The organism is Maritimibacter sp. (assembly GCF_016774595.1).
Lineage (GTDB): Bacteria > Pseudomonadota > Alphaproteobacteria > Rhodobacterales > Rhodobacteraceae > Maritimibacter > Maritimibacter alkaliphilus.
This window is the reverse complement of the sequence record NZ_JACBWT010000002.1, coordinates 1594074-1616802: the sequence shown is the minus strand read 5'-3', so window position 1 is coordinate 1616802 and position 22729 is coordinate 1594074. Positions and strand designations below refer to the sequence as shown.

The 22729-nt window shown below is 63.1% G+C and carries 26 protein-coding genes; 16 read left to right on the top strand and 10 right to left on the bottom strand.

Translation table 11 applies throughout. The annotated features are described in order from the left end of the window. The first annotated feature begins 21 nt into the window (after positions 1 to 21). From HOY44_RS19135 to HOY44_RS19100, 8 genes are all read left to right on the top strand, one after another. Complete coding sequence (locus HOY44_RS19135; protein WP_287436961.1) at positions 22 to 1005, top strand: glucokinase; 984 nt, start codon at positions 22 to 24, stop codon at positions 1003 to 1005. Positions 1006 to 1105: 100 nt separating this feature from the next. After that, the gene (locus HOY44_RS19130; protein WP_040884374.1) at positions 1106 to 1387 is read left to right on the top strand and encodes an STAS domain-containing protein; all 282 of its coding nucleotides are present in this window, start codon (positions 1106 to 1108) and stop codon (positions 1385 to 1387) included. Beyond that, a complete protein-coding gene (locus HOY44_RS19125; protein ID WP_008328839.1) occupies positions 1384 to 1752 on the top strand; it encodes a response regulator in 369 nt (122 codons plus the stop codon). The genes HOY44_RS19130 and HOY44_RS19125 overlap by 4 nt, the downstream gene beginning before the upstream one ends. A gap of 4 nt (positions 1753 to 1756) precedes the next feature. Continuing rightward, on the top strand, positions 1757 to 3976 hold the full coding sequence (locus tag HOY44_RS19120; RefSeq protein WP_287436957.1) for a chemotaxis protein CheA: 2220 nt from the start codon (positions 1757 to 1759) through the stop codon (positions 3974 to 3976). After that, positions 3973 to 4452 carry a chemotaxis protein CheW gene (locus HOY44_RS19115; RefSeq protein WP_138423207.1) on the top strand — a complete coding sequence of 160 codons (480 nt, stop codon included), beginning with the start codon at positions 3973 to 3975 and terminating at the stop codon, positions 4450 to 4452. Before HOY44_RS19120 ends, HOY44_RS19115 begins: the two co-directional genes overlap by 4 nt. Next, complete coding sequence (locus tag HOY44_RS19110) at positions 4449 to 5351, top strand: CheR family methyltransferase (protein ID WP_287436955.1); 903 nt, start codon at positions 4449 to 4451, stop codon at positions 5349 to 5351. Before HOY44_RS19115 ends, HOY44_RS19110 begins: the two co-directional genes overlap by 4 nt. Continuing rightward, positions 5351 to 5737 (top strand): response regulator, encoded by a 387-nt coding sequence (locus HOY44_RS19105; RefSeq protein WP_287436953.1) that lies wholly within the window; start codon positions 5351 to 5353, stop codon positions 5735 to 5737. Before HOY44_RS19110 ends, HOY44_RS19105 begins: the two co-directional genes overlap by 1 nt. Before the next feature lie 2 nt (positions 5738 to 5739). Then, complete coding sequence (locus HOY44_RS19100) at positions 5740 to 6123, top strand: hypothetical protein (protein ID WP_287436951.1); 384 nt, start codon at positions 5740 to 5742, stop codon at positions 6121 to 6123. A 49-nt stretch (positions 6124 to 6172) separates the two neighbouring features. On the opposite strand, the gene HOY44_RS19095 is transcribed toward HOY44_RS19100, so the two are convergent. The 9 genes from HOY44_RS19095 to HOY44_RS19055 form a co-directional block, all read right to left on the bottom strand. Then, positions 6173 to 6547 (bottom strand): chemotaxis protein CheD, encoded by a 375-nt coding sequence (locus HOY44_RS19095; protein ID WP_287436949.1) that lies wholly within the window; start codon positions 6545 to 6547, stop codon positions 6173 to 6175. 142 nt (positions 6548 to 6689) lie between these two features. Beyond that, on the bottom strand, positions 6690 to 7748 hold the full coding sequence (locus HOY44_RS19090; RefSeq protein ID WP_287436947.1) for a protein-glutamate methylesterase/protein-glutamine glutaminase: 1059 nt from the start codon (positions 7746 to 7748) through the stop codon (positions 6690 to 6692). Between the two features lie 14 nt (positions 7749 to 7762). Further along, entirely contained in the window at positions 7763 to 10357 is a 2595-nt protein-coding gene (locus HOY44_RS19085) for a methyl-accepting chemotaxis protein (RefSeq protein ID WP_287436945.1), read from the bottom strand. A 30-nt stretch (positions 10358 to 10387) separates the two neighbouring features. Continuing rightward, positions 10388 to 10957 (bottom strand): hypothetical protein, encoded by a 570-nt coding sequence (locus HOY44_RS19080; RefSeq protein ID WP_287436943.1) that lies wholly within the window; start codon positions 10955 to 10957, stop codon positions 10388 to 10390. A gap of 196 nt (positions 10958 to 11153) precedes the next feature. Further along, positions 11154 to 11648, bottom strand: coding sequence for a 30S ribosomal protein S9 (rpsI, locus tag HOY44_RS19075; protein WP_287436941.1), 495 nt, complete (start codon positions 11646 to 11648; stop codon positions 11154 to 11156). 2 nt (positions 11649 to 11650) lie between these two features. After that, positions 11651 to 12115 carry a 50S ribosomal protein L13 gene (rplM, locus tag HOY44_RS19070; RefSeq protein ID WP_008328855.1) on the bottom strand — a complete coding sequence of 155 codons (465 nt, stop codon included), beginning with the start codon at positions 12113 to 12115 and terminating at the stop codon, positions 11651 to 11653. Between the two features lie 129 nt (positions 12116 to 12244). Next, complete coding sequence (locus HOY44_RS19065) at positions 12245 to 12883, bottom strand: hypothetical protein (protein WP_008328857.1); 639 nt, start codon at positions 12881 to 12883, stop codon at positions 12245 to 12247. Positions 12884 to 13128: 245 nt separating this feature from the next. Then, positions 13129 to 14106: an SLAC1 anion channel family protein gene (locus HOY44_RS19060; RefSeq protein WP_287436938.1), complete on the bottom strand. Its 978-nt coding sequence runs from the start codon at positions 14104 to 14106 to the stop codon at positions 13129 to 13131. A gap of 79 nt (positions 14107 to 14185) precedes the next feature. After that, on the bottom strand, positions 14186 to 14608 hold the full coding sequence (locus tag HOY44_RS19055) for a PaaI family thioesterase (RefSeq protein ID WP_287436936.1): 423 nt from the start codon (positions 14606 to 14608) through the stop codon (positions 14186 to 14188). Between the two features lie 55 nt (positions 14609 to 14663). On the opposite strand from HOY44_RS19055, the gene HOY44_RS19050 reads away from it, so the two are divergent. From HOY44_RS19050 to typA, 8 genes are all read left to right on the top strand, one after another. After that, the gene (locus tag HOY44_RS19050) at positions 14664 to 15452 is read left to right on the top strand and encodes an enoyl-CoA hydratase (RefSeq protein WP_287436934.1); all 789 of its coding nucleotides are present in this window, start codon (positions 14664 to 14666) and stop codon (positions 15450 to 15452) included. Positions 15453 to 15610: 158 nt separating this feature from the next. Further along, the gene (locus HOY44_RS19045; RefSeq protein WP_287436932.1) at positions 15611 to 16822 is read left to right on the top strand and encodes an NADP-dependent isocitrate dehydrogenase; all 1212 of its coding nucleotides are present in this window, start codon (positions 15611 to 15613) and stop codon (positions 16820 to 16822) included. Positions 16823 to 16894: 72 nt separating this feature from the next. Then, positions 16895 to 17992, top strand: a complete 1098-nt coding sequence (locus tag HOY44_RS19040) for a Hint domain-containing protein (RefSeq protein WP_287436930.1) — start codon at positions 16895 to 16897, stop codon at positions 17990 to 17992. A 64-nt stretch (positions 17993 to 18056) separates the two neighbouring features. Beyond that, entirely contained in the window at positions 18057 to 18374 is a 318-nt protein-coding gene (gene cutA / locus HOY44_RS19035) for a divalent-cation tolerance protein CutA (RefSeq protein WP_287436928.1), read from the top strand. Then, positions 18371 to 18703: a DMT family transporter gene (locus tag HOY44_RS19030; RefSeq protein ID WP_171042978.1), complete on the top strand. Its 333-nt coding sequence runs from the start codon at positions 18371 to 18373 to the stop codon at positions 18701 to 18703. The genes cutA and HOY44_RS19030 overlap by 4 nt, the downstream gene beginning before the upstream one ends. Next, positions 18704 to 19321: a YitT family protein gene (locus tag HOY44_RS19025; RefSeq protein ID WP_008328868.1), complete on the top strand. Its 618-nt coding sequence runs from the start codon at positions 18704 to 18706 to the stop codon at positions 19319 to 19321. A gap of 59 nt (positions 19322 to 19380) precedes the next feature. Then, on the top strand, positions 19381 to 20343 hold the full coding sequence (locus tag HOY44_RS19020; protein WP_287436924.1) for an alpha/beta fold hydrolase: 963 nt from the start codon (positions 19381 to 19383) through the stop codon (positions 20341 to 20343). 70 nt (positions 20344 to 20413) lie between these two features. Continuing rightward, entirely contained in the window at positions 20414 to 22231 is a 1818-nt protein-coding gene (gene typA, locus HOY44_RS19015) for a translational GTPase TypA (protein WP_008328871.1), read from the top strand. A gap of 72 nt (positions 22232 to 22303) precedes the next feature. On the opposite strand, the gene HOY44_RS19010 is transcribed toward typA, so the two are convergent. Beyond that, positions 22304 to 22597 (bottom strand): hypothetical protein, encoded by a 294-nt coding sequence (locus HOY44_RS19010; protein ID WP_287436921.1) that lies wholly within the window; start codon positions 22595 to 22597, stop codon positions 22304 to 22306. Between the last annotated feature and the right edge of the window lie 132 nt (positions 22598 to 22729).

Below are 22729 nucleotides of genomic sequence, written 5' to 3'. Positions count from 1 at the left end.
CAGAACGACCGGACCTTGCCCATGACCGCCAACGCCCTCACCCTCGTCGCCGATATCGGCGGCACGAACACCCGCGTCGCTCTGGCCGAGGGCAACCGCGTGCTCACCGACACGGTCGAGCGGTTCAAGAACGCGGACTATCCGGGGTTGGAGACGGTGCTGAACGCCTATCTCGACGCGCATGGGCGGCCCGATTGCGCAGGTGCCTGCGTCGCGCTCGCCGGCCCCGTGCGCGACGGCGTGGGCACGATGACGAACCTCGACTGGACCATCGACGCCGAAACCGTGGGGCGTGCGGCACAGGCCGAAACGGTCGATGTCATCAACGACCTTCAGGCACAGGGCCATGCGCTCGACCATATTGCCGATGGGTGTCTGGAGACGATCGTCGGCGGACCGGCCGCCCCTGCCCACGCGGCCAAGCTCGTGATCGGGGTCGGCACCGGGTTCAACTGCGCCCCGGTCCACGAAACCCCTGCCGGGCGACTCGTCGTTCCGTCCGAGGCGGGTCATGCGAACCTGCCGATCCGTTCGACCGAGGAACTTGACCTCTGCCGCGATTTCGAAACCGCCCATGGCTTTCCGGCGGTCGAGGATGTGCTGTCGGGCCGTGGTCTCGCCCATGTCGCGAACTGGATGAGCCGCCGCGCCGGGCAGGCCCGCGAATATTCCGCGGCGCAGGTCATGGAACTGGCCGAGACCGGCGATGATCTGGCGCGTGAGGCGCTGGCGTTCTTCGTGCGCATCCTCGGCACCGTCACGGGCAACCTGTCGCTGATCCACCTGCCCTTCGGCGGTGTTTTCCTGATCGGCGGTGTCGCGCGGGCCGTCGGGCCATACCTTGCCGAGATGGGATTCGACGACGCCATGCGCGACAAGGGCCGCTTCGCCGGGTTCATGAAGAATTTCCCGGTCTACCTCGTCTCCGACGACTACGCCGCCCTGACCGGCTGCGCCCGTCATCTGGCGCAGAAACTCGCCCCCGGAAAATCCGTCTCGGGGTAAGCCAATCTTAACGACCCCTGCCGTATCCCGGTGACGTGACCGGATCGACAAAGGGGCCGCATGTGATGATTGACGACCGCCCAGGCGCGAGGGCAGCGGAATGAGCGCCACCATTTCCCTGCAACCGAAACTCGACCTCAGAGCCGCCGGACCCTTGCGCGACGATCTGCTCGCGCAGGCGGATCAAGACGTGGTTCTCGACGCCACGCATGTGACGCAGATCGGAGGCCTCGCGCTTCAGGTGATCCGGGCCGCCGCACGCAGCTGGGCCGAAGCGGGCCGGTCGCTGACGTTCGAGAATGCCTCGACCACGGTCTGCGACCAGCTTTCGCTTCTCGGTTTCAACCCGGACACCTTGACGACGTGGGAGGCCGAGACATGACGATGCACGTCCTTGCCGTCGACGACAGCCGCACGATGCGCGACATGGTCCGTCTCGCCCTGAACGCGGAAGGCATTGAAACGCACGTGGCGGAAGATGGGGTTCATGGGCTCGAGGTGCTGGATGACATGGCCCCGCCCGACGCGATCATCACAGATATCAACATGCCTCGACTCGATGGCTTCGGGTTCATCGACGCCGTGCGCGCACGTGAAGAATATCGCTCAATCCCAATCCTCGTCCTGACCACCGAAAGCGCGGCCGACATGAAGGCGCGGGCACGCGATGCCGGGGCGACCGGCTGGATCGTGAAGCCGTTCGACCCGGCAAAGTTGGTCAAGGCGCTCAGAATGGTAGCGGGGTAAGGTCATGTCCGATCCGATGGCGGAAATCCGGGCCTCGTTCTTCATCGAATGCGAAGAACTGCTCGAAGCCCTGCAAGACGGTCTGCAAACGATGTATGACGGCGCAGGCGACGGCGAGACGGTAAATGTCGTGTTCCGTGCGGTGCATTCGATCAAGGGCGGCGCGGGCGCATTCGGGCTGGACGGCCTCGTCAGTTTCGCCCACCGGTTCGAGACGGCTCTGGACGAGGTGCGGGGCGGCAATCTGGTGGCCGATGCCGCAGTCCTGAAACTGTTCTTCACCTGCAACGACATTCTGGGCGATCTCGTGCGGGAAAGCCGCGACGGGATCGACCATGACAGAACACGCACCGATCCGGTGCTTGCGGAACTCGACGCGCTTCTGGGCGGCCCGGTCGAAGCGGAGGCGTCGCCCGAGGAGGCGATCGATTTCGAAGTCGCGACACTCGCCTTCGATCTCGATCTGGGATCGCCGGACACCGAAACCGACGACCCGACATGGCGCATTCGGTTTCAACCCGGCCCCATGCTCTATGCGAACGGCAACGAGCCGCTCTTTCTCTTTCGCGCCCTGCGCGATCTGGGGGAACTCGACGTCACCTGCCACGACAACGACCTCCCCCCGCTGGCGGATCTGGATTGCGAACACGCACATCTCGGTTGGGACTTGTCGCTGACGACGTCCGAGGATCGCGCGGCGATTGCCGAAGCCTTCGATTTCGTCGAAGGTCTGTGTGCGCTCGACATCGAACCGCTTGCTGGCGACCCCGCCCTTGCGGACCTCGCCGTCCTTTCCGTGTTGAACGACGCCGTCGAGGAGGCTGAAACCGTCGACACCGAACCGACGGCAAATCTGGATCTAGTCGAAGATGCCGAAGTCCCGGACGAACCGCAGATTGACGCCGCTCCCCCGGTAGCGGCACCTTCCGCTACGCCAGCGCCGGAACGCGCATCCCCACCGGCGACTGCTGCCCCCGCCACGCCGCGCGCCACCGTTCGCGTCGATCTGGACCGCATCGACCGCCTGGTGAACCTCGTCGGCGAAATCGTAATAAATCAAGCCATGCTCAGTCAAAGCGTCGAAGCGGCGGGCATTCCCCCGAACTCCCCCGTGCGCACCGGGCTCGAGGAATTCCAGCAACTCACGCGCGACATTCAGGAAAGCGTCATGATGATCCGGGCGCAGCCGGTCAAATCGTTGTTCCAACGCATGTCGCGCATCGTGCGCGAAGCCTCCGCCGAAATCGGCAAGGACGTCCGGCTGCGAACCGAGGGCGAGAATACCGAGGTCGACAAGACCGTCATCGAACGTCTGGCCGACCCCCTGACCCACATGATCCGAAATGCCGTGGATCACGGTCTGGAACAGAACGACCTGCGCGAAAACGCGGGCAAACCGCGCGAGGGCACCGTCTATCTCACGGCGACCCACCGTTCCGGGCGCGTCGTCATCGAGGTCGCTGACGACGGGGCCGGCATCAACCGCCCGAAGGTTCTGAAGAAGGCGATCGAAAAGGAACTGATTCCCGCCGACAGCCAGCTTTCGGACAGCGAGATAGACAACCTCCTGTTCTTGCCCGGCTTTTCGACGGCCGACGAAATCTCGAACCTGTCCGGTCGCGGCGTCGGCATGGACGTGGTCCGCAGTTCGATCCAATCCCTCGGCGGTCGCATTTCGATCCAGTCGGACCCCGGTGCCGGCACGACCTTTTCCATCTCCCTCCCTCTGACGCTGGCGGTGCTGGACGGCATGGTGGTCCGCGTGGCCGGTGAAACGCTCGTCGTTCCGCTCAACGCGATTTTCGAAACCCTTGCCGTGACGCAAGAGGATCTGCGCGCGTTCGGCCCATCCACACACGTTATCAATATCCGCGACAGTTTCGTCCCACTCATCGATCTCGGCGCCGAACTTGGCTACCGGACACCCCTCGACGACTACACCGGCGGCGTGGTTTTGCTCATCGGCCAAGAAGACGGACTATCCGCTGCAGTGGTCGTGGATGCCATCGAAGACCAGCGGCAAGTGGTTATCAAAGGCCTTCAGGAATCCTATGGCCGCGTGCCCGGAATCGCGGCGGCCACCATCTTGGGCGATGGTCAAATCGCTCTGATCCTCGACCCCATCGACCTGATCGCCCAAGCCTCGGGGCTGACCAAGATCTCATCCGCCGTCAGCGGGCCAAAATCGCTGTCGGGTTCCTCTTCGCACGGAGACTTCATATGACCGATCCCGATACGCTGGCAGACAAGACGACCGATGGCTCGGTCCGCGAGTATCTGTCCTTCCTCGTAGGGCGGCAGGATTACTGCGTCGATATCATGCAGGTTCGCGAAATCCGTGGCGGGGCCAAGGCGACGACGCTGCCTCATTCGCCACCCTACATGATCGGCGTGATCAACCTGCGCGGCACGGTCCTTCCTATCATGGACCTTGCGGGTCGCCTCGAACTGGGTACGGAGACGGACAGCGAGCGGAACGTCATCATCGTGGTGGCCATCGGTGAGCGGGTCGTCGGCCTTATGGTCGATGCGGTTTCCGACATCCTCGCCATATCTGAAGACGATCTTCAGCAGCCCCCCGACCTTCCCGCGGATCAGCAACGCAGCTTCGTCTCCGCGCTGACGATTATGGACAACCGCATGATCCGCGTGCTCGACCTCGGCGCCGTGATCCCGCATTCGGACGAGGAAGCCGCGTGAGCTCGGACGTCCACCACGTAAAGGGCGGGCGGTCGCAAGACTTCACGCTCCAGGGGCCGGTCATGTCCCCCGACTCGTTTCGTCGCCTCGCCCACATCGCCATGCGGGAGGCGGGCCTCGCCATCGCCGATAACAAATCCGACATGGTCCGCACACGCCTCGCCCGCAGGCTCAGGCACCTTGGCCTGTCCAGTTACGAAGGGTATTGCGATCTTGTCGAGCGACCAGAAGGGGCGGCCGAACTTGGCCAGCTGATTTCCGCGCTCACGACGAACGTTTCTCACTTCTTCCGCGAAAGCCATCACTTCGATCTTCTCGCCACCGATGTCGCAAAGGACCTGCTCGAAAGAGCGGGTGCAGGTCAGCCCACACGGATTTGGTCGGCAGGCTGCGCAAATGGGCAGGAGCCATACACGATCGCGATGGTGCTCAATGGCGTTGGGCTGGGACCAGAAAACGGGTGCAAGATCCTTGCGACTGACATCGATCCGGATGTGATCTCGTTCGCACGAACCGGCGCCTATCCGAAGCAAATGCTCGGCGGGCTGTCGGACGAGCATCTGTCGCGCTACTTCCATGCCGATGGATCGGGTACATTCGAGGCCAAAGGCACATTGCGCGATGCAGTGACGTTTCGTGTTCTCAATCTCCTGAAACCTTGGCCAATGACAGGTCGCTTCGATGCAGTTTTCTGCCGCAACGTCGTGATCTACTTCGATAAAGATACCCAGTCGCGGCTTTGGTCGAAATTCGCCGAACGTATCCGGCCGGGCGGCTGGCTTTTTCTGGGCCATAGCGAGCGTATCTCGCCTTGCGCGGAAGCCTACTTCGCAAAATCGAGTGTCACCGCATATCGCCGGACCGATGTCCCGATCACGGTAACGGGAAAGGAAAGCTGATGCCCCTTAGAGACCAGATCAGAATTCTTGTCGTTGACGACATGTCGACAAGCCGCGGCCTCCTAACACAGGCGTTGGACGGTTTCGGGGTGCGGCAGGTTGAAACGGCCGCAGACGGTCAGTCAGCGCTCCAAAAGATCGCGCAGTGGCCGGTTCATCTTGTCATTTCGGACATGAACATGCCCGGTATGAACGGTTTGCAGCTGCTTCACGCACTCCGGTCCGGCGCACAAACGCGCCGGGTCGGCTTCCTATTGATCACCGGCAAAGCCGACAAGACAATCATCGAGACCGGCAAAAAGCTCGGGATGAACAATTTCCTCCTGAAACCCTTTCAGCCGGACGATCTGCGCAAATCGATCGAAGCTATCGTCGGACGTCTTTGACGATGGCTGACAACCGGATCGTTGCGAAATCCGATTCAGACCCTCGGCCCGCCGAAATCAATTTGGTTCGGCGGATCGGCGACGAACTGGAAAGCGCTTCACAAGATTGCGGACGTCTACAAGTGCTGGTGTCGTCACTCTTGGATAAGACCGACCATCCGGATCTCGTCGGGGAATTCCATATGCTCCAGGATCTGGATCGGCTCCATCAGGTCCTCGCCGACTCGGCTCGCCTGTTGAATGAAATTGGTCGGGCCTCACAGGAGTTGACCCCTGACGACAAGGCTCTGGCCAGCCTTTTGAAGTTGGCAAGCCTTCGGCATCGGCTTTTTCCGGGTCTCTACAACATGGATCCGTCTGACGAGGATGAGGTCACGTTCTTCTAAGTCGAGCGACATCCTGTGACGCTTCGATTGTAATAAAGGGCTAGGCATCTCAGAAAAGCTCGACTTCCTTCTTCTCGGTGCGTTCCGGCGAGCGCAGAGGCACCTCTTGCGACACGTACTTCAATCTCGCACGCCCAGTCCCCGGCCAGAACTCGACGCGGCGCGCGCTGGTGCCTCCGACGTCGTTCCCGACTTCGACGATGCCTTCCGTTTCTAGAAAATCTCGCACGAAAGCCGCATTCCGAAGGCCTGCATCCGACAAGCCGTCGATCATACGCGCGCCCCCGAACACCTTTGCTCGGAGGGTCCTCCGGTCCGCACCCAGACGGAGCAGCCCGTTTATGAGAAGCTCCATGGCATTGACCCCGAAACCAAATGCCGCATCGGCTGATCGAGTATCGTCGACGAACAGGACGTGGTTCATTCCACCGATCCCTCGACCCGGATCCCATATGCAGGCGGAGATACAGGACCCCAGCAGGGTCGCAATGACGGCGTCGGGTCCCCCGTCGATTGCGAAATCGCCTTGGGATATATAGGTCCGACCGGACTTTTTGTGCTGCAGGCTACTCACCTTCGACCTCCCGAACTCCCGAAACCTGCCTCGACGCTTCCTGTAACAGTCGCGCGGCGATCTTCGGCAATGGCACCGCTTCCTGAACACCACCCATATCGGCTGCGACACGGGGCATCCCGTAGACGACGCATGTGTTTTCGTCCTGGCCAAAGGTGGTGGCGCCGGCATTTCGTAGCGACCTGAGGCCTTCTGCGCCATCGCGGCCCATCCCGGTCAAGAGCGCCGCCACAATCGATGACGCATGAGGGACCGCGGACAAGAACATCTCATCGACTGACGGGCGATGGCCGGAACGCTTCGGCGCGGTGACGAGGTTTGCCTGGAATGGCTCATCCGCGTCGATGTGCAAATGATAGTGGCCGCCGGGTGCGATCACGATCTCGCCCTGCTTTACGCGCATTTTATCGCGGGCTAGGCGGACCCGCGGGACAACGGCTGCGTTGAGCCGAACCGCGAAACTCGCCAGAAAATTCTCGGGCATATGCTGGGTCACCATCGTCGGCGGGCAATTCTCGGGAAACTCGGAGAAGACGCGCTCCAACGCTTCGACACCGCCCGTAGACGCCCCAATCAAGATGGTTTTTCCGTTCCATCGGAAATCATTCGATTGCGGGACCTTTTTTGCGCGCAGCCTGTCCCGTCGCGCGGCTATGCTCGAGGTCGAAAGCTGGAAGACCAATTCAGCAAGATGCGCGAGGGTGGACCGCGTTGCGCCGAACCGAGGTTTCTCCACACAGTCGAGCGCACCGAGGGACAAGGCGCGCAGGGCTGCTTCGCTGCCCTTGGCCGTCAGCGAAGACACCATGACGACTGGCATAGGCCGGGACCTCATCAACCTCTCCAGGAATTGCAGCCCGTCCATGCCCGGCATTTCAACATCGAGCGTCATGATATCGGGGCTCAGGGCCTTTACCATATCTCGCGCGTCGCGCGCTGAGGACGCTTCGCCGACGATCTCAAGGCGATTGTCTCCTTCGAGGCCGGTGCGGATCAGTTTTCGCATCGTTGAGGAGTCGTCCACGATCAGGACGCGGCGGGGACGGTTCATTTGCACCCCGTCCTTCAGAATTCGTCCCACCCATCATCGTCGGGCGCCTGCGCCACGGCGGTGGCGGTGGTCGTGATCGCCCGAGTCGCGCTGGCTTGCGGTCGAGCGGGTGCGGTGTCGCGTTTGGTCGTGAAGGCCACGGGGGCAGCCGCGTCGCGGGCCGGGGCGCCGGTCTGGAAGCGGCCCATGGTCCGGGCGAGCGTTTCGGCTTCGCGGGTCAGCGCATGGCTCGCCGCGGTCGTCTGCTCGAACATCGCCGCGTTCTGCTGGGTCACCTGATCGAGCTGGTTCACCGCCGCGTTGATTTCGGCAAGACCCGAGCTTTGCTCGCGCGAGCTCACCGCGATCTCGGAGACGTGTTTGGAGATTTCCGACACGCTTTCGACGATCCCTTTCAGCGCCTCGCCCGCCTGTCCGACGAGGTCCACGCCGCGTTTGACCTGACCGCCCGAGGCCGAGATCAGCTCGTTGATTTCACGCGCGGCATCGGATGACCGCTGCGCCAGCGCCCGGACCTCCGATGCGACGACGGCGAAGCCGCGCCCGGCCTCACCGGCCCGGGCCGCCTCGACGCCCGCGTTCAGAGCCAGAAGGTTGGTCTGGAAGGCGATATCGTCGATGACGCCGGTGATCTTGGAGATCTGGGTCGACGAGTTTTCGATCTCGCCCATCGCTGTCACGGCCTCGCGCACGACCTCGCCTGAGGCTTCCGCGTTCTCGCGGGCCTTGTCGACGATCTCGTTGGCATGGGTCGCGCCATCGGCTGCCGACCGCACCGACGAGGTGAGTTGATCGAGCGCGGAGGCGGTTTCCTCCAGCGTTGCCGCCTGTTTCTCGGTCCGGGCCGACAAGTCATCGGCAGCGGTGGAAATCTCGGCCGCCTCGCCGGTGATGAGATCGGCGTTCTCGATCACACCGCGCATCGCCTCCAGCAGCTTGTCGGCCGCCTTGTTGAAGTCGTTGCGCAGTTGTTCGTAATCCTCGGTGAAGGCTTCGTCGATCCGGGTCATAAGATCGCCCTCGGCCAGAGCTTCCAGACCTTCGCGCAGCGCGTCCACGACCTTGTCCTGGGTGACCTTGGCCGCTTGGCGTTCCGCTTCGGCCCGGTCGATGGCTTCACGATCTTCGGTCACGTCGTTTCCGACCAGAATGATGCGCAGAAGTTTCCCGTGTACGTCCTGGACGGGTGTGAAACCGCCGTCCACGATCGTGACGCCGCCCCCGCGCCGCTTGAGCTTGAACGATCCATAGACGGTCTGGCCCTTGCGAAGACGGTCGAAGACGGTGCCACGCTCTTCGGCCAAGGTCGTGTCGAAGTCGAACATCTCGTCGGTGCGGATGCCGCGCAGGTCTCCGGTTCCCATGTTGCAGGCCGAGCGGAACAGAGGGTTCGCGTCCAGAAGTTCGCCCGAGACGCCGAATTCGGCCTTGATCTGATTCGACTCGATGGCCGTCAGGATCGCCTCGTTCATGTATTGCTCGGTCTTGTCGGACCATTCGATCACGTAGCCTTCGAGCGAACCGTCATCGTTTTCGACGCTGCTGATGACCAGTTCGAAGCGGCCTTCGCCGACGCTGATGTTCGCCTTGTAGGGAAGATTGGCGGGGTCACCGAGCAGTCGGCGCACCTTGTCCTTCAAAGCGCCGGGGTGGAAGAAATCCATGTCGGTGCCGACGACGTTCTCGGGGTCGAACCCTTTCGCGGCCTTTTCGAAATCGGTCCGGAACTTGCGCATGATTTCCATGACAGAGTTGTTCGCCGACATGATGCGCATGTCGGCGCTCGCCATCATGATGGCGGCGGAGGAGGCCTCAAACGCCTTGCCACGGAACCGGTTTTCCTGCGCCAGTTCGGTGCCCATCTTCAAGGTCGTGCGGAGGCTGTCGACGGATTTTCCGAGATCGCCGAGTTCGTCGCCGCGCCGCGCCGTTTTGATGTCGATGTCGTAGTTCTCGCGCGACACCTCGTCGACGATTCTGGAGACGCCGACGAGAGGCTTGGTGATCCAGGCGCGGATTCCGGCCATCATGAGGAGCAGCCCCGCCAGCACGACAGCGGCCGAAATCAGGATGACGCGGTTCTGAACCAGACGCGCTTCTGCGATAAGATGTTCAGCCGTCCAGGCCAAGGCCACGGCGCCGACGGCACTGTCGCGTTCGCCGTAAAACACAGGCACGGCGATGTTGTAACCGTCTTCGGACACGACCGTTTCACCGGTTCCGACCGCGCGTTCCGCCAATGTCGTGAGTTCGCTTTCGAGGTCCGGTGCTTGCCCTCCCGCGGAAATCACGCTTCCGTCCGCTTTCGTTGCAAGGCCGTGCACCGTCTCGGCGTTTTCATGGTCGGTCAGGCCGTGAATCTGTGCCGAAATGTCTTCGGCGTCGCCGAAGGCGATCGCGCCGCCCAAGGACTCAGCCGTCATCTCGGAGATTTCCAGCGCCGAATGCTTCAACACGGTTTCGAGTTCGTAGACCGCCGCGCCCGTGTAGAGCCACGACGTCAGGGCGGTCAGCAAGGTCGACATGACAAAGATGACGCCCGCGAGCTTCAAGAAGATCGAATTGATGCGGACACCGCCGCGCTTTTGGGATTTCTCAGTCTTGTCCATGACCTTGCGTCTCCAGTTGGTCGTCTTGGATTAGAACAGGGCTTCGGCGTTGATGCCGACAGTCATCGCACCGATGACCTCGCCGCTGTCCGGGTCGGTGATCGCGAAGGACGCTTGCCCCTGATAGGAGCGGGTCGATTCGTCTTTCTCGATCTCGGAGAAATGGCGCGAGCCGGCACCCACACCGTAGGTTTCGGAGAACTTGGCTTCGTCGCCCTGCCAGAAGTCGGACGTCGTCGCCGAAGCCGCGACGTTCAGCCCGTGATTGTCCATGATGAACACTTCGGTGATGGCCCCGGCCGAGGCATCGACACGTGCACGCAGGAAATCCGATGCCGCGCTGTCGATGACGCGCGAAATGGTCGGGGTGTCGGCCTGCCCCACCTCGTTTCGCCACGCCTGATCCATCGCGTCGATATTGGCCTGTGTCAGGCCCGCGTGCGCCTCATTCTGGGCGCGGATCGCGTCGACGAGAACCGGGTCCGTCGCCCAGGGCGCGACATTTTCGTCGAGAAAGGCCCCCATCGCCGTGGAGGCATCGTCTGCGAGAACAGGGGTCGCGAGGCCCAGGGCCAGCGCGGTGGCGAGAAGTGATTTCATGTCGGGTCTCCGTTGCAGGACATTTCCCCCGGGATCGGGGACATGGTGCGAGACCCTACGCGGCTTGTCTTTCTCGTCGGTTAATGCCCCTCAAACGCTGCGGCGAAGATTTAGGAACATCTTTCAAATTGATGATTTCAAACGAGAAAGGGCCGCTCCAACGAGCGACCCTTCCGACGGAAACGATCCCTTGGGATCAGCGCTTCGAGAACTGGAAGCTGCGGCGGGCTTTCGCACGGCCGTATTTCTTCCGTTCCACGACGCGGCTGTCACGGGTCAGGAAACCCGCGGCCTTGAGCGCCTGGCGCAGCGACGGTTCGTAGAGTTGCAGCGCCTTCGAGATGCCGTGCTTGACCGCACCGGCCTGCCCCGAAAGACCACCGCCCACGACGGTCGCCATCACGTCGAATTCGCCTTCGACACCGGCGACGGTGAAGGGCTGACGCAGGATCATCTGGAGCACGGGACGGGCGAAGTACTTGTCCATCTCCTTGCCGTTGACGGTGACCTTGCCGGAGCCCGGCTTGATCCAGACGCGGGCGACCGCGTCCTTGCGCTTGCCGGTGGCATAGGAACGGCCCAGCTCGTCACGAACGGGTTCGCGCGGCGCCGAGGTTTCGACGACGGTTTCGCCTTCGGTGCCTTCGACGACCGAGTTCAGCTCATCAAGCGATTTGATTTCTTCAGCCATGATCAGCCCTCACGCGAATTCTTTTTGTTCATGGATTTGACATCCAGCACTTCGGGCGACTGGGCCTCATGCGGATGCTCGGCCCCGGCGTAGACGCGCAGGTTGGTCATCTGCTGGCGGCTCAGGCGGTTGCCCGGCAGCATGCGCTTGACCGCGAGGGTCAGGAGACGCTCGGGGTATTCGCCTTCGAGGATCTGGCCGGCGGTGCGGTTCTTGATCCCGCCCGGAAAGCCGGTGTGCCAGTAATGGATCTTGTCGGCACGCTTCTTGCCGGTCAGCTGCACCTTGTCGGCATTGATGACGATGACATTGTCACCGCAATCCATGTGCGGGGTGAAGCTGGGCTTGTGCTTGCCACGCAGACGCATGGCGATGATCGAGGCAAGACGGCCCAGAACAACGCCCTCGGCGTCGATCACGACCCATTTCTTGTCGATATCTGCAGGGGTTGCAGAAAAGGTTTTCATGTCATTCGGCCCTTGGTGGGTTGTCGGATGGCGCGGTTTTAGTGATTTCGCGCGTCCGGTCAAGGGCTTTGTTTCCGGCAAATTCCAGCGTTTTCAATGGCTTGCAATTTGGGTATTATTTTACCCCACCTATTCGGGCCTGATTTCCGGTGCGATGAGCGCCCGCGCCTCCTCGGACCCGCGCAGACGGTGGTGAAACGCCTCGAGGCTCGCGCGCGTCTCGTCCTGCGTTTGTTGCCTGAGGAGCGACCCGAAGTCATCCTCGAGTTCAAGGCTCTTGTGCGTCCAGGCGAGGATCGCCAGCGCATGTTCGGCGCGCCCCAGCCCCTTGTAGGCCTCGGCACGGTAATGGCGCAGAATCTCACGCTCATCCGCCATTTCGAGGATCGTGGGGATCAGACGCTGGCGCACGAAGACGCCGAACTTGTCCAGCATCGCCCCCTGCACTTCGGGATCGCGGAACTCGAACGGCCCCATGCGCTTTTCGGGCAGCACGACACGGGACCGCGTGATTGCCGTCGCGCTCCACGGGCGATACCCGGTTCCCTTGCCATGTGCGACGAGTTGCTCGACCGGATCCCACACGACCTGTGGCACCGGAATGACGCGCATCGCACCCGAGCGCAGGAATTGCGCCTGCATCCCGACGCCCCCCCACATCTCGTCGTTCATCTGCCAGACGGCAAGGCCACGGCGCCGGCGCATAAGCCCCAGCGCGACGAGTTGCCCCGTACAGGCCTCCAAGACCGCTTTCGTATGTTCTTTCATGGACTTGCGGCTCGTTCCTTGCGATTCCAGAATAACCGAAATGGTCCAATCTCCGAGCGAAAGTTAAGAGCCGGTAGAAGAAACACGTTGTCTCGTTACCGGGGCGGAGACAATCCCGCCTCGGCCCGGCACATTGACCACCGATTGCATACGATCGAAGGGGCGCGGCCGGACCACGCCCCCGCATCGCCCGCATGCAAACCGTAGCCGCCCGAATCCTTTCGGAGCAGGCAAACCCCGCCGCATCACTCAGGACGGCAGATTTCGCCCCGCATCGTGGCCAGAACCGTGCGATAGACCAGACCGATCACCACGAGGATCAGGATCACCAGCACCCCAAGGCCGATGGCCTGATGCGCCGCCGTCCCTTCCAGCCGCGCGAACAGGAACGACGCGATCGACAGCGCGGCCAGCGGGAACGACAGCGCCCACCAACTCAGGGCGAAAGGAATCCGGGCGAGGCGCGGGATCTGCGCCACCACGAGGGCCGCGAAGATATAGGCGATGTAAATCAGGCTGCGCGCGAACCCGTCGACGGCCCCGACCATCGCGATATAGGCCACGAAGGCGACCGACGGCGGCGCGATCAGGATCACCATGGTCGGAAACAGCCGGGCCGGGATCGGGTCGTGAAACACCAGCCGGTTCATGACGAGGGTCAGGAGCACGCCCCAGAACATCATGCCGCCCGCGAAGAACAGCCACGACAGCTCGATATAGCCCATACGCGCGCCGGCCACCGGGACGATCACGTTGCCGACGGCCGGGATGAACCACGCGGGCGTCAGGTGCCCGACCTGAAACGACCGATGGCTGATCCAGCCGGTCACGACCGCGATGGTCAACACCGCCTGCCCGGCGGCCCCGACGATCCAGAGCGGCTCGGACAGGGCCGGATGAGTGTCGCGCAGGGCGGTCGCCAGCAGAAGCAGCGAAATCGTCATCGTCGGGAAAAACGCGATCCGCACCGGATGCTGCCACTCCTCGATCACGGCGCGGGGGTGGCGCAGAAGCTTGGCAAGGTAGAACGCGGCGATGGTGACCATCACACCGACGGCCACCCAGACCATGACCTCGGCCACCGCTTCGGTCCACCCCAGCACGGGGGCCGAGGCGCGCAAGGCCAGCGTCAGTCCCAGAAGCCCCATCACGATGGCGAAGAAGGTGATGGGAAAATGCTCCAGCCGGTTTCCCGCAATGGCGTCGCCCGTTGCCTCGGTCATCCTGTCTCTCCCGATCCGTTCACATTACGGATACTGCATGTGTTCCCGGCGCCAGACCTTGACCCAAATCAACGGGCCGTCATTGCTCCGGCGGGATCGAATAGGTCAGCCCCGCCCGCGCGACCGGCGCATCCTGACCTTCAGAGTAGATGAGCGTATCGCCCACGGCGAGGACTTTGCCGAGCTTCAGAATCCGCGTCTCGGCCCGCAGGTTCGCATTGGCGACGGGCTTGCGCATGAAGTCGATGGCGCAGTTCGTCGTGACCGCAAGCGCCTTGGGCCCGATCATGCCGAGGATGCCCAAGTAAACCGACACATCCGCCAGCGCGAACATGGTCGGACCCGACACGGTGTTGCCGGGTCTGAGATGCTTGTCATCCACCAGCGCGCGGGTGGTGATCCGCATCGGGGACACGTCCAGCACCTCGAAATCGCCGGCCACCTGCGGGAAATGCTCGACGAGGAACACGTTCAACTCGTCCAGCGACATCTTCAACTGCATCTTTATCCTCCCTCATGTCGCGCCTATCGTTGGTCAACGGACAAGGGAGGACAAGATGACGGATATCCTGCTGCGCGAGGACGTGGCGTCAATCGCGACGCTGACACTAAACGATCCGGGCAAGCTGAACGCGCTGTCCGACGCCATGCTGGCCGCGCTCAAGGCCGAGTTCGCGGCGCTGCGCGAGGATCGTTCGATCAAGGCCGTGGTTCTGGCGGGCGCGGGCAAGGCGTTCTGCGCGGGCCATGACCTCAAGGAAATGCAGGCCGGGCGGCAAAGCGAGGACGGCGGGCGCGCCTATTTTGCGGACCTCTTCACCCGCTGCGGCGAAGTCATGCAGATGATCCCCACCCTGCCCCAGCCGGTGATCGCGCGCGCACACGGCATCGCCACCGCCGCCGGATGCCAACTCGTCGCCTCCTGCGACATGGCGGTCGCCGCGACCGGCACCCGGTTCGGCGTGAACGGCGTGAACATCGGCCTTTTCTGTTCGACACCCATGGTCGCGCTCAGCCGCAACGTGCCGCGCAAACAGGCGTTCGAGATGCTGACAACGGGCGAATTCATCGACGCCAGCCGCGCCCGCGAGCTGGGCCTCGTCAACCGTGTCGTCGCCCCCGAAGACCTCGAAGCCGAAACAACCGCGCTCGCCACGACTGTGGCCGAAAAACTCGCCTCCGCCGTCAAGATCGGCAAACAAGCGTTCTACGAACAACTCCAGATGCCGCTGGATGCCGCCTATGCCTTCACGGGCGACATCATGGTCCACAACATGATGGACACGGACACCGCCGAGGGCATTCAGGCCTTCATCGAAAAACGCAAACCCGACTGGCCCGCCTGATCTTCTCTGTTTCATAAATACTTCGGGGAGCGCGAGGGGCTGGCCCCTCGCTCCCGCCCCATCCGCACGCGCCACGCACGAACACACCCACCCCGCTTTCGCTGCACCTGCAAAGGCGCTAGGCTTCCCGCGACTCTCATCCCGCAGGAGCGTGCTTCATGGACAAGATCAAGGTCGACAACCCCATCGTCGATATCGACGGGGACGAGATGACCCGCATCATCTGGGATCTCATCAAGACGCAGTTGATCGAACCCTATCTCGACATCGACCTGCTCTACTACGACCTGTCGATCCAGAAGCGCGACGAGACCGACGATCAGATCACCGTGGACGCGGCGATGAAGATCAAGGAGGTCGGCGTCGGCGTGAAATGCGCCACCATCACGCCGGACGAGGCGCGGGTCGAGGAATTCGGGCTCAAGAAGATGTGGAAGTCGCCCAACGGCACGATCCGCAACATTCTGGGCGGCGTGGTGTTTCGCCAACCGATCATCTGCAAGAACGTGCCGCGCCTCGTGCCGGGCTGGACCAAGCCGGTGGTCGTCGGGCGCCATGCCTTCGGGGATCAATACAAGGCCACCGATTTCACCTTCCCCGGCAAGGGCAAGATCACGCTGAAGTTCGAGGGTGAGGACGGCACCGTCATCGAGCGCGAGGTCTATGACGCTCCCGGCGCGGGCGTGACGATGGCGATGTACAACCTCGATGAGAGCATCATCGACTTCGCGCGGGCGAGCTTCAACTATGGCCTCAACCTCAAGTGGCCCGTGTATCTGTCGACCAAGAACACGATCATCAAGGCCTATGACGGGCGCTTCAAGGATCTGTTCCAGCAGGTCTTTGACGAGGAATTCAAGGACCAGTTCGACGAGCTGGGCCTGTGGTACGAACACCGGCTGATCGACGATATGGTCGCCTCCTCGCTGAAATGGTCGGGCGGCTATGTCTGGGCCTGCAAGAACTACGACGGCGATGTGCAGTCCGACACGGTGGCGCAGGGCTATGGCTCGCTCGGGCTGATGACCAGCCAACTCATGACCCCGGACGGTAAGATCGTCGAGGCCGAGGCGGCCCACGGCACCGTCACCCGCCATTATCGCCAGCACCAGAAGGGCGAGGCGACCTCGACCAATTCGATCGCGTCGATCTATGCCTGGACCGGGGCGCTGAAGCACCGCGCCAAGCTGGACGACAATTCCAAGCTCAAGGCGTTCGCGGAAACGCTCGAGGCCGTCGTGATCGCGACCGTCGAGGGCGGGCAGATGACCAAGGATCTCGCCCTTCTGGTCGGCCCGGATCAGGGATGGCTCACCACCACCGGCTTCCTCGACGCCGTGGACGCGAACCTGCAAAAGGCGCTGGGCTAAGGCCCTCAACCCTTCCGTAACCCAAGCCCGCTACCTTTCGCCCCGCGTTTCGGCGCAGAAGGGGAGCGTGCCATGCCGATCATCGGAGTCTACGACTGGTCCGCCGTGGCGATTCCGGCGGCGCTTACCCCGGATCACCGCGACACCGACCTCGACGCGAACGATCCCGGGGCCCTGAACTACGACCCCTCCAGTCCGACTTGGGTCGGACAGACCTATACCTATACCGGCGCTGGCCCGGTGCACCTCAAGGTCATCGACGATGACGGGATGCTCGAGGACAATAATGCCGAGACCGGGGCGATGGCGGTGCTTGCCGCAGACGTCACCCTGAACGGCGTCACCTATGCGGCGGGCAGCACGGTCTACTCGGAATTTTCGCTGGTCGACGGTTCCGGCGCCGAAGTCTGGATCATCACCATCGACGGCACCAACGTGGGCTTCTCGCCGCAGGTGCCTTATTACTACGTGCCGCCGGGGGCCACGTTCTACCCAAAGGCGAGCAGCGATGTCGCGCTGAACAGCAGCAGCACGGGCGACACGAACACGGTCGCATATGCGGGCGTGGTCTGTTTCACGGCGGGCACGATGATCGACACGCCGTCCGGTCCGGTGCCGGCGGAGCGTCTTGGGCCCGGCGACCTCGTGCGCACGCTCGACCATGGCGCGCAGGTCTTGCGCTGGACGGGGATGCGCCGGGTGACGCTGGGACGGTTCCCCCACCGAAATCGCCCGGTGTCCTTCGCGCCCGGCAGCCTTGGGGGCGGCTGGCCGCGCCGCACCCTCGTCGTGTCCCCCCAGCACCGTGTGCTTCTGCGCGGGGGCGAGGTTCGGCGCAGTTTCGGGGTGGGTGAGGTTCTGGCCCCGGCGATCGGCCTGACCGATCTGGCGGGCGCGCGCGTTCTGCATGGGCGTTCGGTCGCGACCTATGTTCATCTTCTGCTCACGCACCACGAAGTGCTGATCGCGGACGGCGCCCCTTGCGAGAGCCTGCACCTTGGCCCGATGACCCGGCGCGCGTTGGGGAATAGCCTTCCGCCAAGGCTCCGGCACGAACGCCCTGCCCGCCCGCTCGTCACCCGCGCCGAGGCGGCACGACATGCCCGGCGATTGCGCAAACGGGCGAGAAATGCGCAAGCCGTCATCGGCCTATGCGACGTGACGGTCTGAACGCGCACGGCCCCTTCCCTTCCCCGACGCCCGCGCCTAGCCTGACCCGAAGCAGGAGGCGCGCATGGTCGACGCGGTCGAACTTCACATCACCTATCCGGACGCCGAGACCGCGCAGGCGGCTGCGGCGGCGCTGGTCGACGCGCGGCTCATCGCCTGCGGCCAAGTCAGCGCGGTCACATCGGTCTACCGTTGGAACGACGAGATCGAGCGCGAGCCTGAATGGCTTCTCACCGGAAAGACGCTCGCCTCGGCATTGCCCGTCGTGGCCGACAAGGTGCGCGAAACGCACCCCTATGACGTGCCGCAGATCACCGCGCTCCCGATCGTGTGGGGGGCGCAGGATTACCTCGACTGGATCACCGACAACGTGGACGCCTGATGCCCTATCTCATCCTTTTCTTCGCCGTGGTCGCCGAGACCATCGGGACCACCGCGCTTCAGGCGAGCCAGCAGTTCACGCGGCTCGCCCCCAGCATCGTCGTGGTGATCGCCTATGGCATTTCCTTCGCGCTGCTCGGTTGGGCGCTCAAGTTCCTGCCGGTCGGCATCGCCTATGCGATCTGGTCGGGGCTTGGCATCGTGCTGATCGCCTTCATCGGCTTCGTCGTGTTCGGTCAGCGGCTCGACCCCGCCGCGATCTTCGGCATGGCGATGATCCTTGGCGGGATCTTCGTCATTCACCTGTTTTCCAAGACGGCCCCGCACTAGATGCTTCTGCTTTCCGCCCCGCCCGACCGCCACTCGCTGGTCGAGGACGCCGTCGCATATGTCATCGCGACCACACTCGTCGCGCTCGGCATCGTGTTCCTGCAAACCGCCGGGCTGTTCACCGGCCAGATCGCGGGAACCGCTCTGATCCTGTCCTACTTGGGCGGCTGGCCCTTCGGTCTGGTCTTTTTCCTCCTGAACCTTCCGTTCTACGTCTTCGCCGCCCTGCGCATGGGCTGGATGTTCACGATCAAGAGCTTCATCGCGGTCATCCTGATGTCGACCGTGTCGGAGTTTTTCGCAGACACCATCACGCTCGACCTGCCGCATCCCGCCTACGGGGCGATCATCGGTTCGGTTCTGGCCGGTATGGGGCTTTTGAGTTTCTTTCGTCACGGGGCATCGCTTGGCGGGATCGGGATGCTTGCGCTGTATCTTCAGGACCGGTTCGATTTTCGGGCGGGGCTGACGCAGCTCATCTTCGATGCGGGTGTTTTCATCGTCGCTTTCTTCCTGTTCGAACCGAAGGTGGTGATCTGGTCGCTGCTTGGCGCGGCCTTCCTGAACATCCTGATCGCGCTCAACCACCGTCGCGACCGCTACATCGCCAAAGGCTGACGCAGCGGAGGTTTTGACAGCCGGCCCACGCAGGCGCCCAATGGCTGCGGGAGGACGACATGACCGACAAGAGCTTTATCGAGACGAACGGCATTCGGCTGGCCACGCGCATCGAGGGCGACGGGCCGCTCGTCATCCTCGTCCACGGCTTCCCCGAAACCGCGTATAGCTGGCGCAAGCAGGTGTCGCCGCTGGTGGAAGCGGGCTACCGCGTGTGTGTTCCCGATGTGCGCGGCTACGGCAATTCGGACGCGCCGGGGGCCGTTTCGGCCTATGCGATGGAGGTCATGCCGCGCGACTTTCTGGGTCTCGCGCAGGCGTTGTCGGATGAACCCGCCGTCATTGTCGGGCATGACTGGGGCGCGCCCTTGGCATGGAACACCGCGCGGCTCTTCCCTGAACAATTTCGCGCCGTCGCTGGGCTTTCCGTGCCCTACGCACCACCCGGCGACGTCGCGCCGATCGACCTTTATCACAAGCTCTTCACCGACAAGGGCCGCTTCTTCTATCAGGTCTATTTTCAGGACGAGGGCGTGGCCGAAGCCGAGTTGGAGGCGGATGTCGAAGACAGCCTCGCCAAGTTCTACTACGCGTGGTCCGGCGACTGCCCGCCGAACGGATGGCCCACCGACAAGCCACACGGCGACCCGGTGCTCAAGGGTCTGCCCCGGCCCGATCTGCCGCTGCCGTGGCTGACGCAGGGCGACCTCGACAGCTACGCCGCAGATTTCCGCACCTCCGGGTTTCGCGGCCCGCTCAACCGATACCGCAATCAGCGCGAGGATCATGCTTTCCTCAAGGCGCACCCGTCGAACCCGATCATCCAGCAGCCGAGCCTGTTCCTTTATGGCGACCGTGACCCGGTGCTGACCATGTTCCGCACGCCGCCCGAGGATCTTCTGCCCAAGACACTGGCCGACCTGCGCGGCGTGCACCGCCTGCCCGGTGTCGGCCATTGGACGCAGCAGGAAGCGCCCGATGCGGTCAACAAGGCGCTCATCGACTGGCTCGCCACGCTTTGACGCCGCTTTGCCCCTAGCCATTCCGCCCGTCCGCCTGTAAGCGACCCGCGAGCAGGACAAGGACCCCGCAATGGAAATTCGCAATATCGCCATCATCGCCCACGTCGACCACGGCAAGACGACCCTCGTGGACGAGCTTTTGAAGCAGTCGGGCGCGTTTCGCGAAAATCAAGCCACGTCCGAGCGGATGATGGATTCCAACGACCTCGAGCGGGAGCGCGGGATCACGATCCTTGCGAAAGCCACCTCGGTCGAATGGAAAGGCACGCGCATCAACATCGTCGACACCCCCGGCCACGCCGATTTCGGCGGCGAGGTGGAGCGCATCCTGTCGATGGTCGACGGCGTGGTCCTGCTGGTCGATGCCGCCGAAGGCCCGATGCCGCAGACCAAGTTCGTCACCTCCAAGGCGCTGGCGCTGGGCCTGCGCCCGATCGTAGTGCTGAACAAGGTGGACAAACCCGACGCCGAGCCCGACCGCGCGCTGGACGAGGTGTTCGACCTGTTCGCCAACCTCGGCGCCGATGACGACCAGCTCGACTTCCCGCATATGTATGCCTCGGGCCGTTCCGGCTGGGCCGATGCCGACCTCGACGGGCCGCGCAAGGATCTGTCGGCGCTCTTCGCGCTGATCGTGAACCACGTTCCGAAGCCCCGTCAGCTTGCCCATCAGGGCGAGGACTTCAAGATGTTGGCGACCACGCTGGGTGCCGACCCGTTCCTCGGGCGCATCCTCACCGGCCGCGTCGAGAGCGGCAAGCTGAAGGCGGGCGCCACGGTGCAGGCGATCAGCCGCATCGGGCAGAAGATCGAACAATTCCGGGTGTCCAAGATCCTCGCCTTCCGCGGTCTGGGCCAGACCGAGATCGACGAGGCCGTCGCGGGCGACATCGTTTCGCTCGCCGGTATGGGCAAGGCCACGGTGTCTGACACGATCTGCGCGCTGGCGGTCGAAGAACCGCTCGAAGCCCAGCCGATCGACCCGCCGACCATCACCGTGACCTTCGGCATCAACGACAGCCCGCTTGCCGGTCGTGACGGCAAAAAGGTGCAGTCGCGCGTGATCCGGGACCGTCTGATGAAAGAGGCCGAAAGCAACGTTGCGATCAAGATCAAGGACACGCCGGGCGGCGAGGCCTTCGAAGTGTCGGGGCGCGGCGAACTCCAGATGGGCGTCCTGATCGAAAACATGCGCCGCGAAGGGTTCGAACTGTCGATTTCGCGCCCGCAGGTCATCATGCGCGAAGAGGATGGCGTGCGGATGGAGCCGGTCGAGGAAGTCACCATCGACGTCGACGACGACTATTCCGGCGCGGTCATCGAAAAGATCACCGGCGCGCGCAAGGGCGATCTGGTCGAGATGAAACCGGCGGGCGCGGGCAAGACGCGCATCGTGGCCCACGTGCCGTCGCGCGGTCTTATCGGCTACCACGGCGAGTTTCTGACCGACACGCGCGGCACCGGCGTTCTGAACCGCGTGTTCCACGGCTGGACCCCGCACAAGGGCGCGATCCCGGGCCGTCGCGCGGGCGTTCTGATCTCGATGGAGGATGGCGAGGCCGTGGCTTACGCGCTGTGGAACCTCGAAGAGCGCGGCAAGATGTTCGTCGAGCCGCAAGAGAAGGTCTATCAGGGCATGGTGATCGGCGAACACTCGCGCGACAACGACCTTGAGGTGAACCCGCTCAAGGGCAAGAAGCTGACCAACGTGCGCGCTTCTGGCACCGATGACGCGGTGCGCCTGACCCCGATCAGCCGCATGTCGCTGGAACAGGCCATCGCCTATATCAACGACGACGAACTGGTCGAAGTCACGCCGAACGCGATCCGCCTGCGCAAGCGCCACCTCGACCCGCATGAGCGCAAGCGCGCGGCCAAGTCGGCCTGACCGCGAAAAATCGAACACGACGAAAGGCCGGCGCGGTTTCCCGCCAGGCCTTTTTTCATGGCGCGGCCCTGCTCAGTTGCAGGGAATGGGTTTCATCAGCTTGTAGGAGGCTTCGACCAGCGTCCGCTCTTCGCGGTAGACCGCCGGATATTCCACCAGCTCGACCCGGCCCGTCGACCGCTTTACGTAGGCCTGCCGTGCGGGTTCCATCAGAACCTTTTTCACCGAGTATTTGGCCGGAACCATCACCTCGTTGAAACAAGCCAGCAATTTCACCCGGTCGTTGCCGATGTTGATATAGCGCTCCTCGGCCGACGCCGACCCCGCGGCAGCGACGAAAAGGAGTGTCAGGATTGCCCTGCGCATTGCTCGTTCCTCAGTCTTGTTCAAACCGAAGCATTGTCGACAAATGCGGCACAATTATGCCCGCGCTCCGGAATTCTTCCGGCAGGTCGCGGGCGGGCGTTAAGGTTAATGCACGAAAAAGGGCGTGGAGAT

What these genes read in the sequence shown, in the direction of transcription:
- HOY44_RS19135 (WP_287436961.1), top strand. Translation starts at nt 22, where the DNA reads ATGACCGCCAACGCCCTCACCCTCGTCGCCGATATCGGCGGCACGAAC.
- HOY44_RS19130 (WP_040884374.1), top strand. Translation starts at nt 1,106, where the DNA reads ATGAGCGCCACCATTTCCCTGCAACCGAAACTCGACCTCAGAGCCGCC.
- HOY44_RS19125 (WP_008328839.1), top strand. Translation starts at nt 1,384, where the DNA reads ATGACGATGCACGTCCTTGCCGTCGACGACAGCCGCACGATGCGCGAC.
- HOY44_RS19120 (WP_287436957.1), top strand. Translation starts at nt 1,757, where the DNA reads ATGTCCGATCCGATGGCGGAAATCCGGGCCTCGTTCTTCATCGAATGC.
- HOY44_RS19115 (WP_138423207.1), top strand. Translation starts at nt 3,973, where the DNA reads ATGACCGATCCCGATACGCTGGCAGACAAGACGACCGATGGCTCGGTC.
- HOY44_RS19105 (WP_287436953.1), top strand. Translation starts at nt 5,351, where the DNA reads ATGCCCCTTAGAGACCAGATCAGAATTCTTGTCGTTGACGACATGTCG.
- HOY44_RS19100 (WP_287436951.1), top strand. Translation starts at nt 5,740, where the DNA reads ATGGCTGACAACCGGATCGTTGCGAAATCCGATTCAGACCCTCGGCCC.
- HOY44_RS19095 (WP_287436949.1), bottom strand. Translation starts at nt 6,547, where the DNA reads ATGAACCACGTCCTGTTCGTCGACGATACTCGATCAGCCGATGCGGCA.
- HOY44_RS19090 (WP_287436947.1), bottom strand. Translation starts at nt 7,748, where the DNA reads ATGAACCGTCCCCGCCGCGTCCTGATCGTGGACGACTCCTCAACGATG.
- HOY44_RS19085 (WP_287436945.1), bottom strand. Translation starts at nt 10,357, where the DNA reads ATGGACAAGACTGAGAAATCCCAAAAGCGCGGCGGTGTCCGCATCAAT.
- HOY44_RS19080 (WP_287436943.1), bottom strand. Translation starts at nt 10,957, where the DNA reads ATGAAATCACTTCTCGCCACCGCGCTGGCCCTGGGCCTCGCGACCCCT.
- rpsI (WP_287436941.1), bottom strand. Translation starts at nt 11,648, where the DNA reads ATGGCTGAAGAAATCAAATCGCTTGATGAGCTGAACTCGGTCGTCGAA.
- rplM (WP_008328855.1), bottom strand. Translation starts at nt 12,115, where the DNA reads ATGAAAACCTTTTCTGCAACCCCTGCAGATATCGACAAGAAATGGGTC.
- HOY44_RS19065 (WP_008328857.1), bottom strand. Translation starts at nt 12,883, where the DNA reads ATGAAAGAACATACGAAAGCGGTCTTGGAGGCCTGTACGGGGCAACTC.
- HOY44_RS19060 (WP_287436938.1), bottom strand. Translation starts at nt 14,106, where the DNA reads ATGACCGAGGCAACGGGCGACGCCATTGCGGGAAACCGGCTGGAGCAT.
- HOY44_RS19055 (WP_287436936.1), bottom strand. Translation starts at nt 14,608, where the DNA reads ATGCAGTTGAAGATGTCGCTGGACGAGTTGAACGTGTTCCTCGTCGAG.
- HOY44_RS19050 (WP_287436934.1), top strand. Translation starts at nt 14,664, where the DNA reads ATGACGGATATCCTGCTGCGCGAGGACGTGGCGTCAATCGCGACGCTG.
- HOY44_RS19045 (WP_287436932.1), top strand. Translation starts at nt 15,611, where the DNA reads ATGGACAAGATCAAGGTCGACAACCCCATCGTCGATATCGACGGGGAC.
- HOY44_RS19040 (WP_287436930.1), top strand. Translation starts at nt 16,895, where the DNA reads ATGCCGATCATCGGAGTCTACGACTGGTCCGCCGTGGCGATTCCGGCG.
- cutA (WP_287436928.1), top strand. Translation starts at nt 18,057, where the DNA reads ATGGTCGACGCGGTCGAACTTCACATCACCTATCCGGACGCCGAGACC.
- HOY44_RS19025 (WP_008328868.1), top strand. Translation starts at nt 18,704, where the DNA reads ATGCTTCTGCTTTCCGCCCCGCCCGACCGCCACTCGCTGGTCGAGGAC.
- HOY44_RS19020 (WP_287436924.1), top strand. Translation starts at nt 19,381, where the DNA reads ATGACCGACAAGAGCTTTATCGAGACGAACGGCATTCGGCTGGCCACG.
- typA (WP_008328871.1), top strand. Translation starts at nt 20,414, where the DNA reads ATGGAAATTCGCAATATCGCCATCATCGCCCACGTCGACCACGGCAAG.
- HOY44_RS19010 (WP_287436921.1), bottom strand. Translation starts at nt 22,597, where the DNA reads ATGCGCAGGGCAATCCTGACACTCCTTTTCGTCGCTGCCGCGGGGTCG.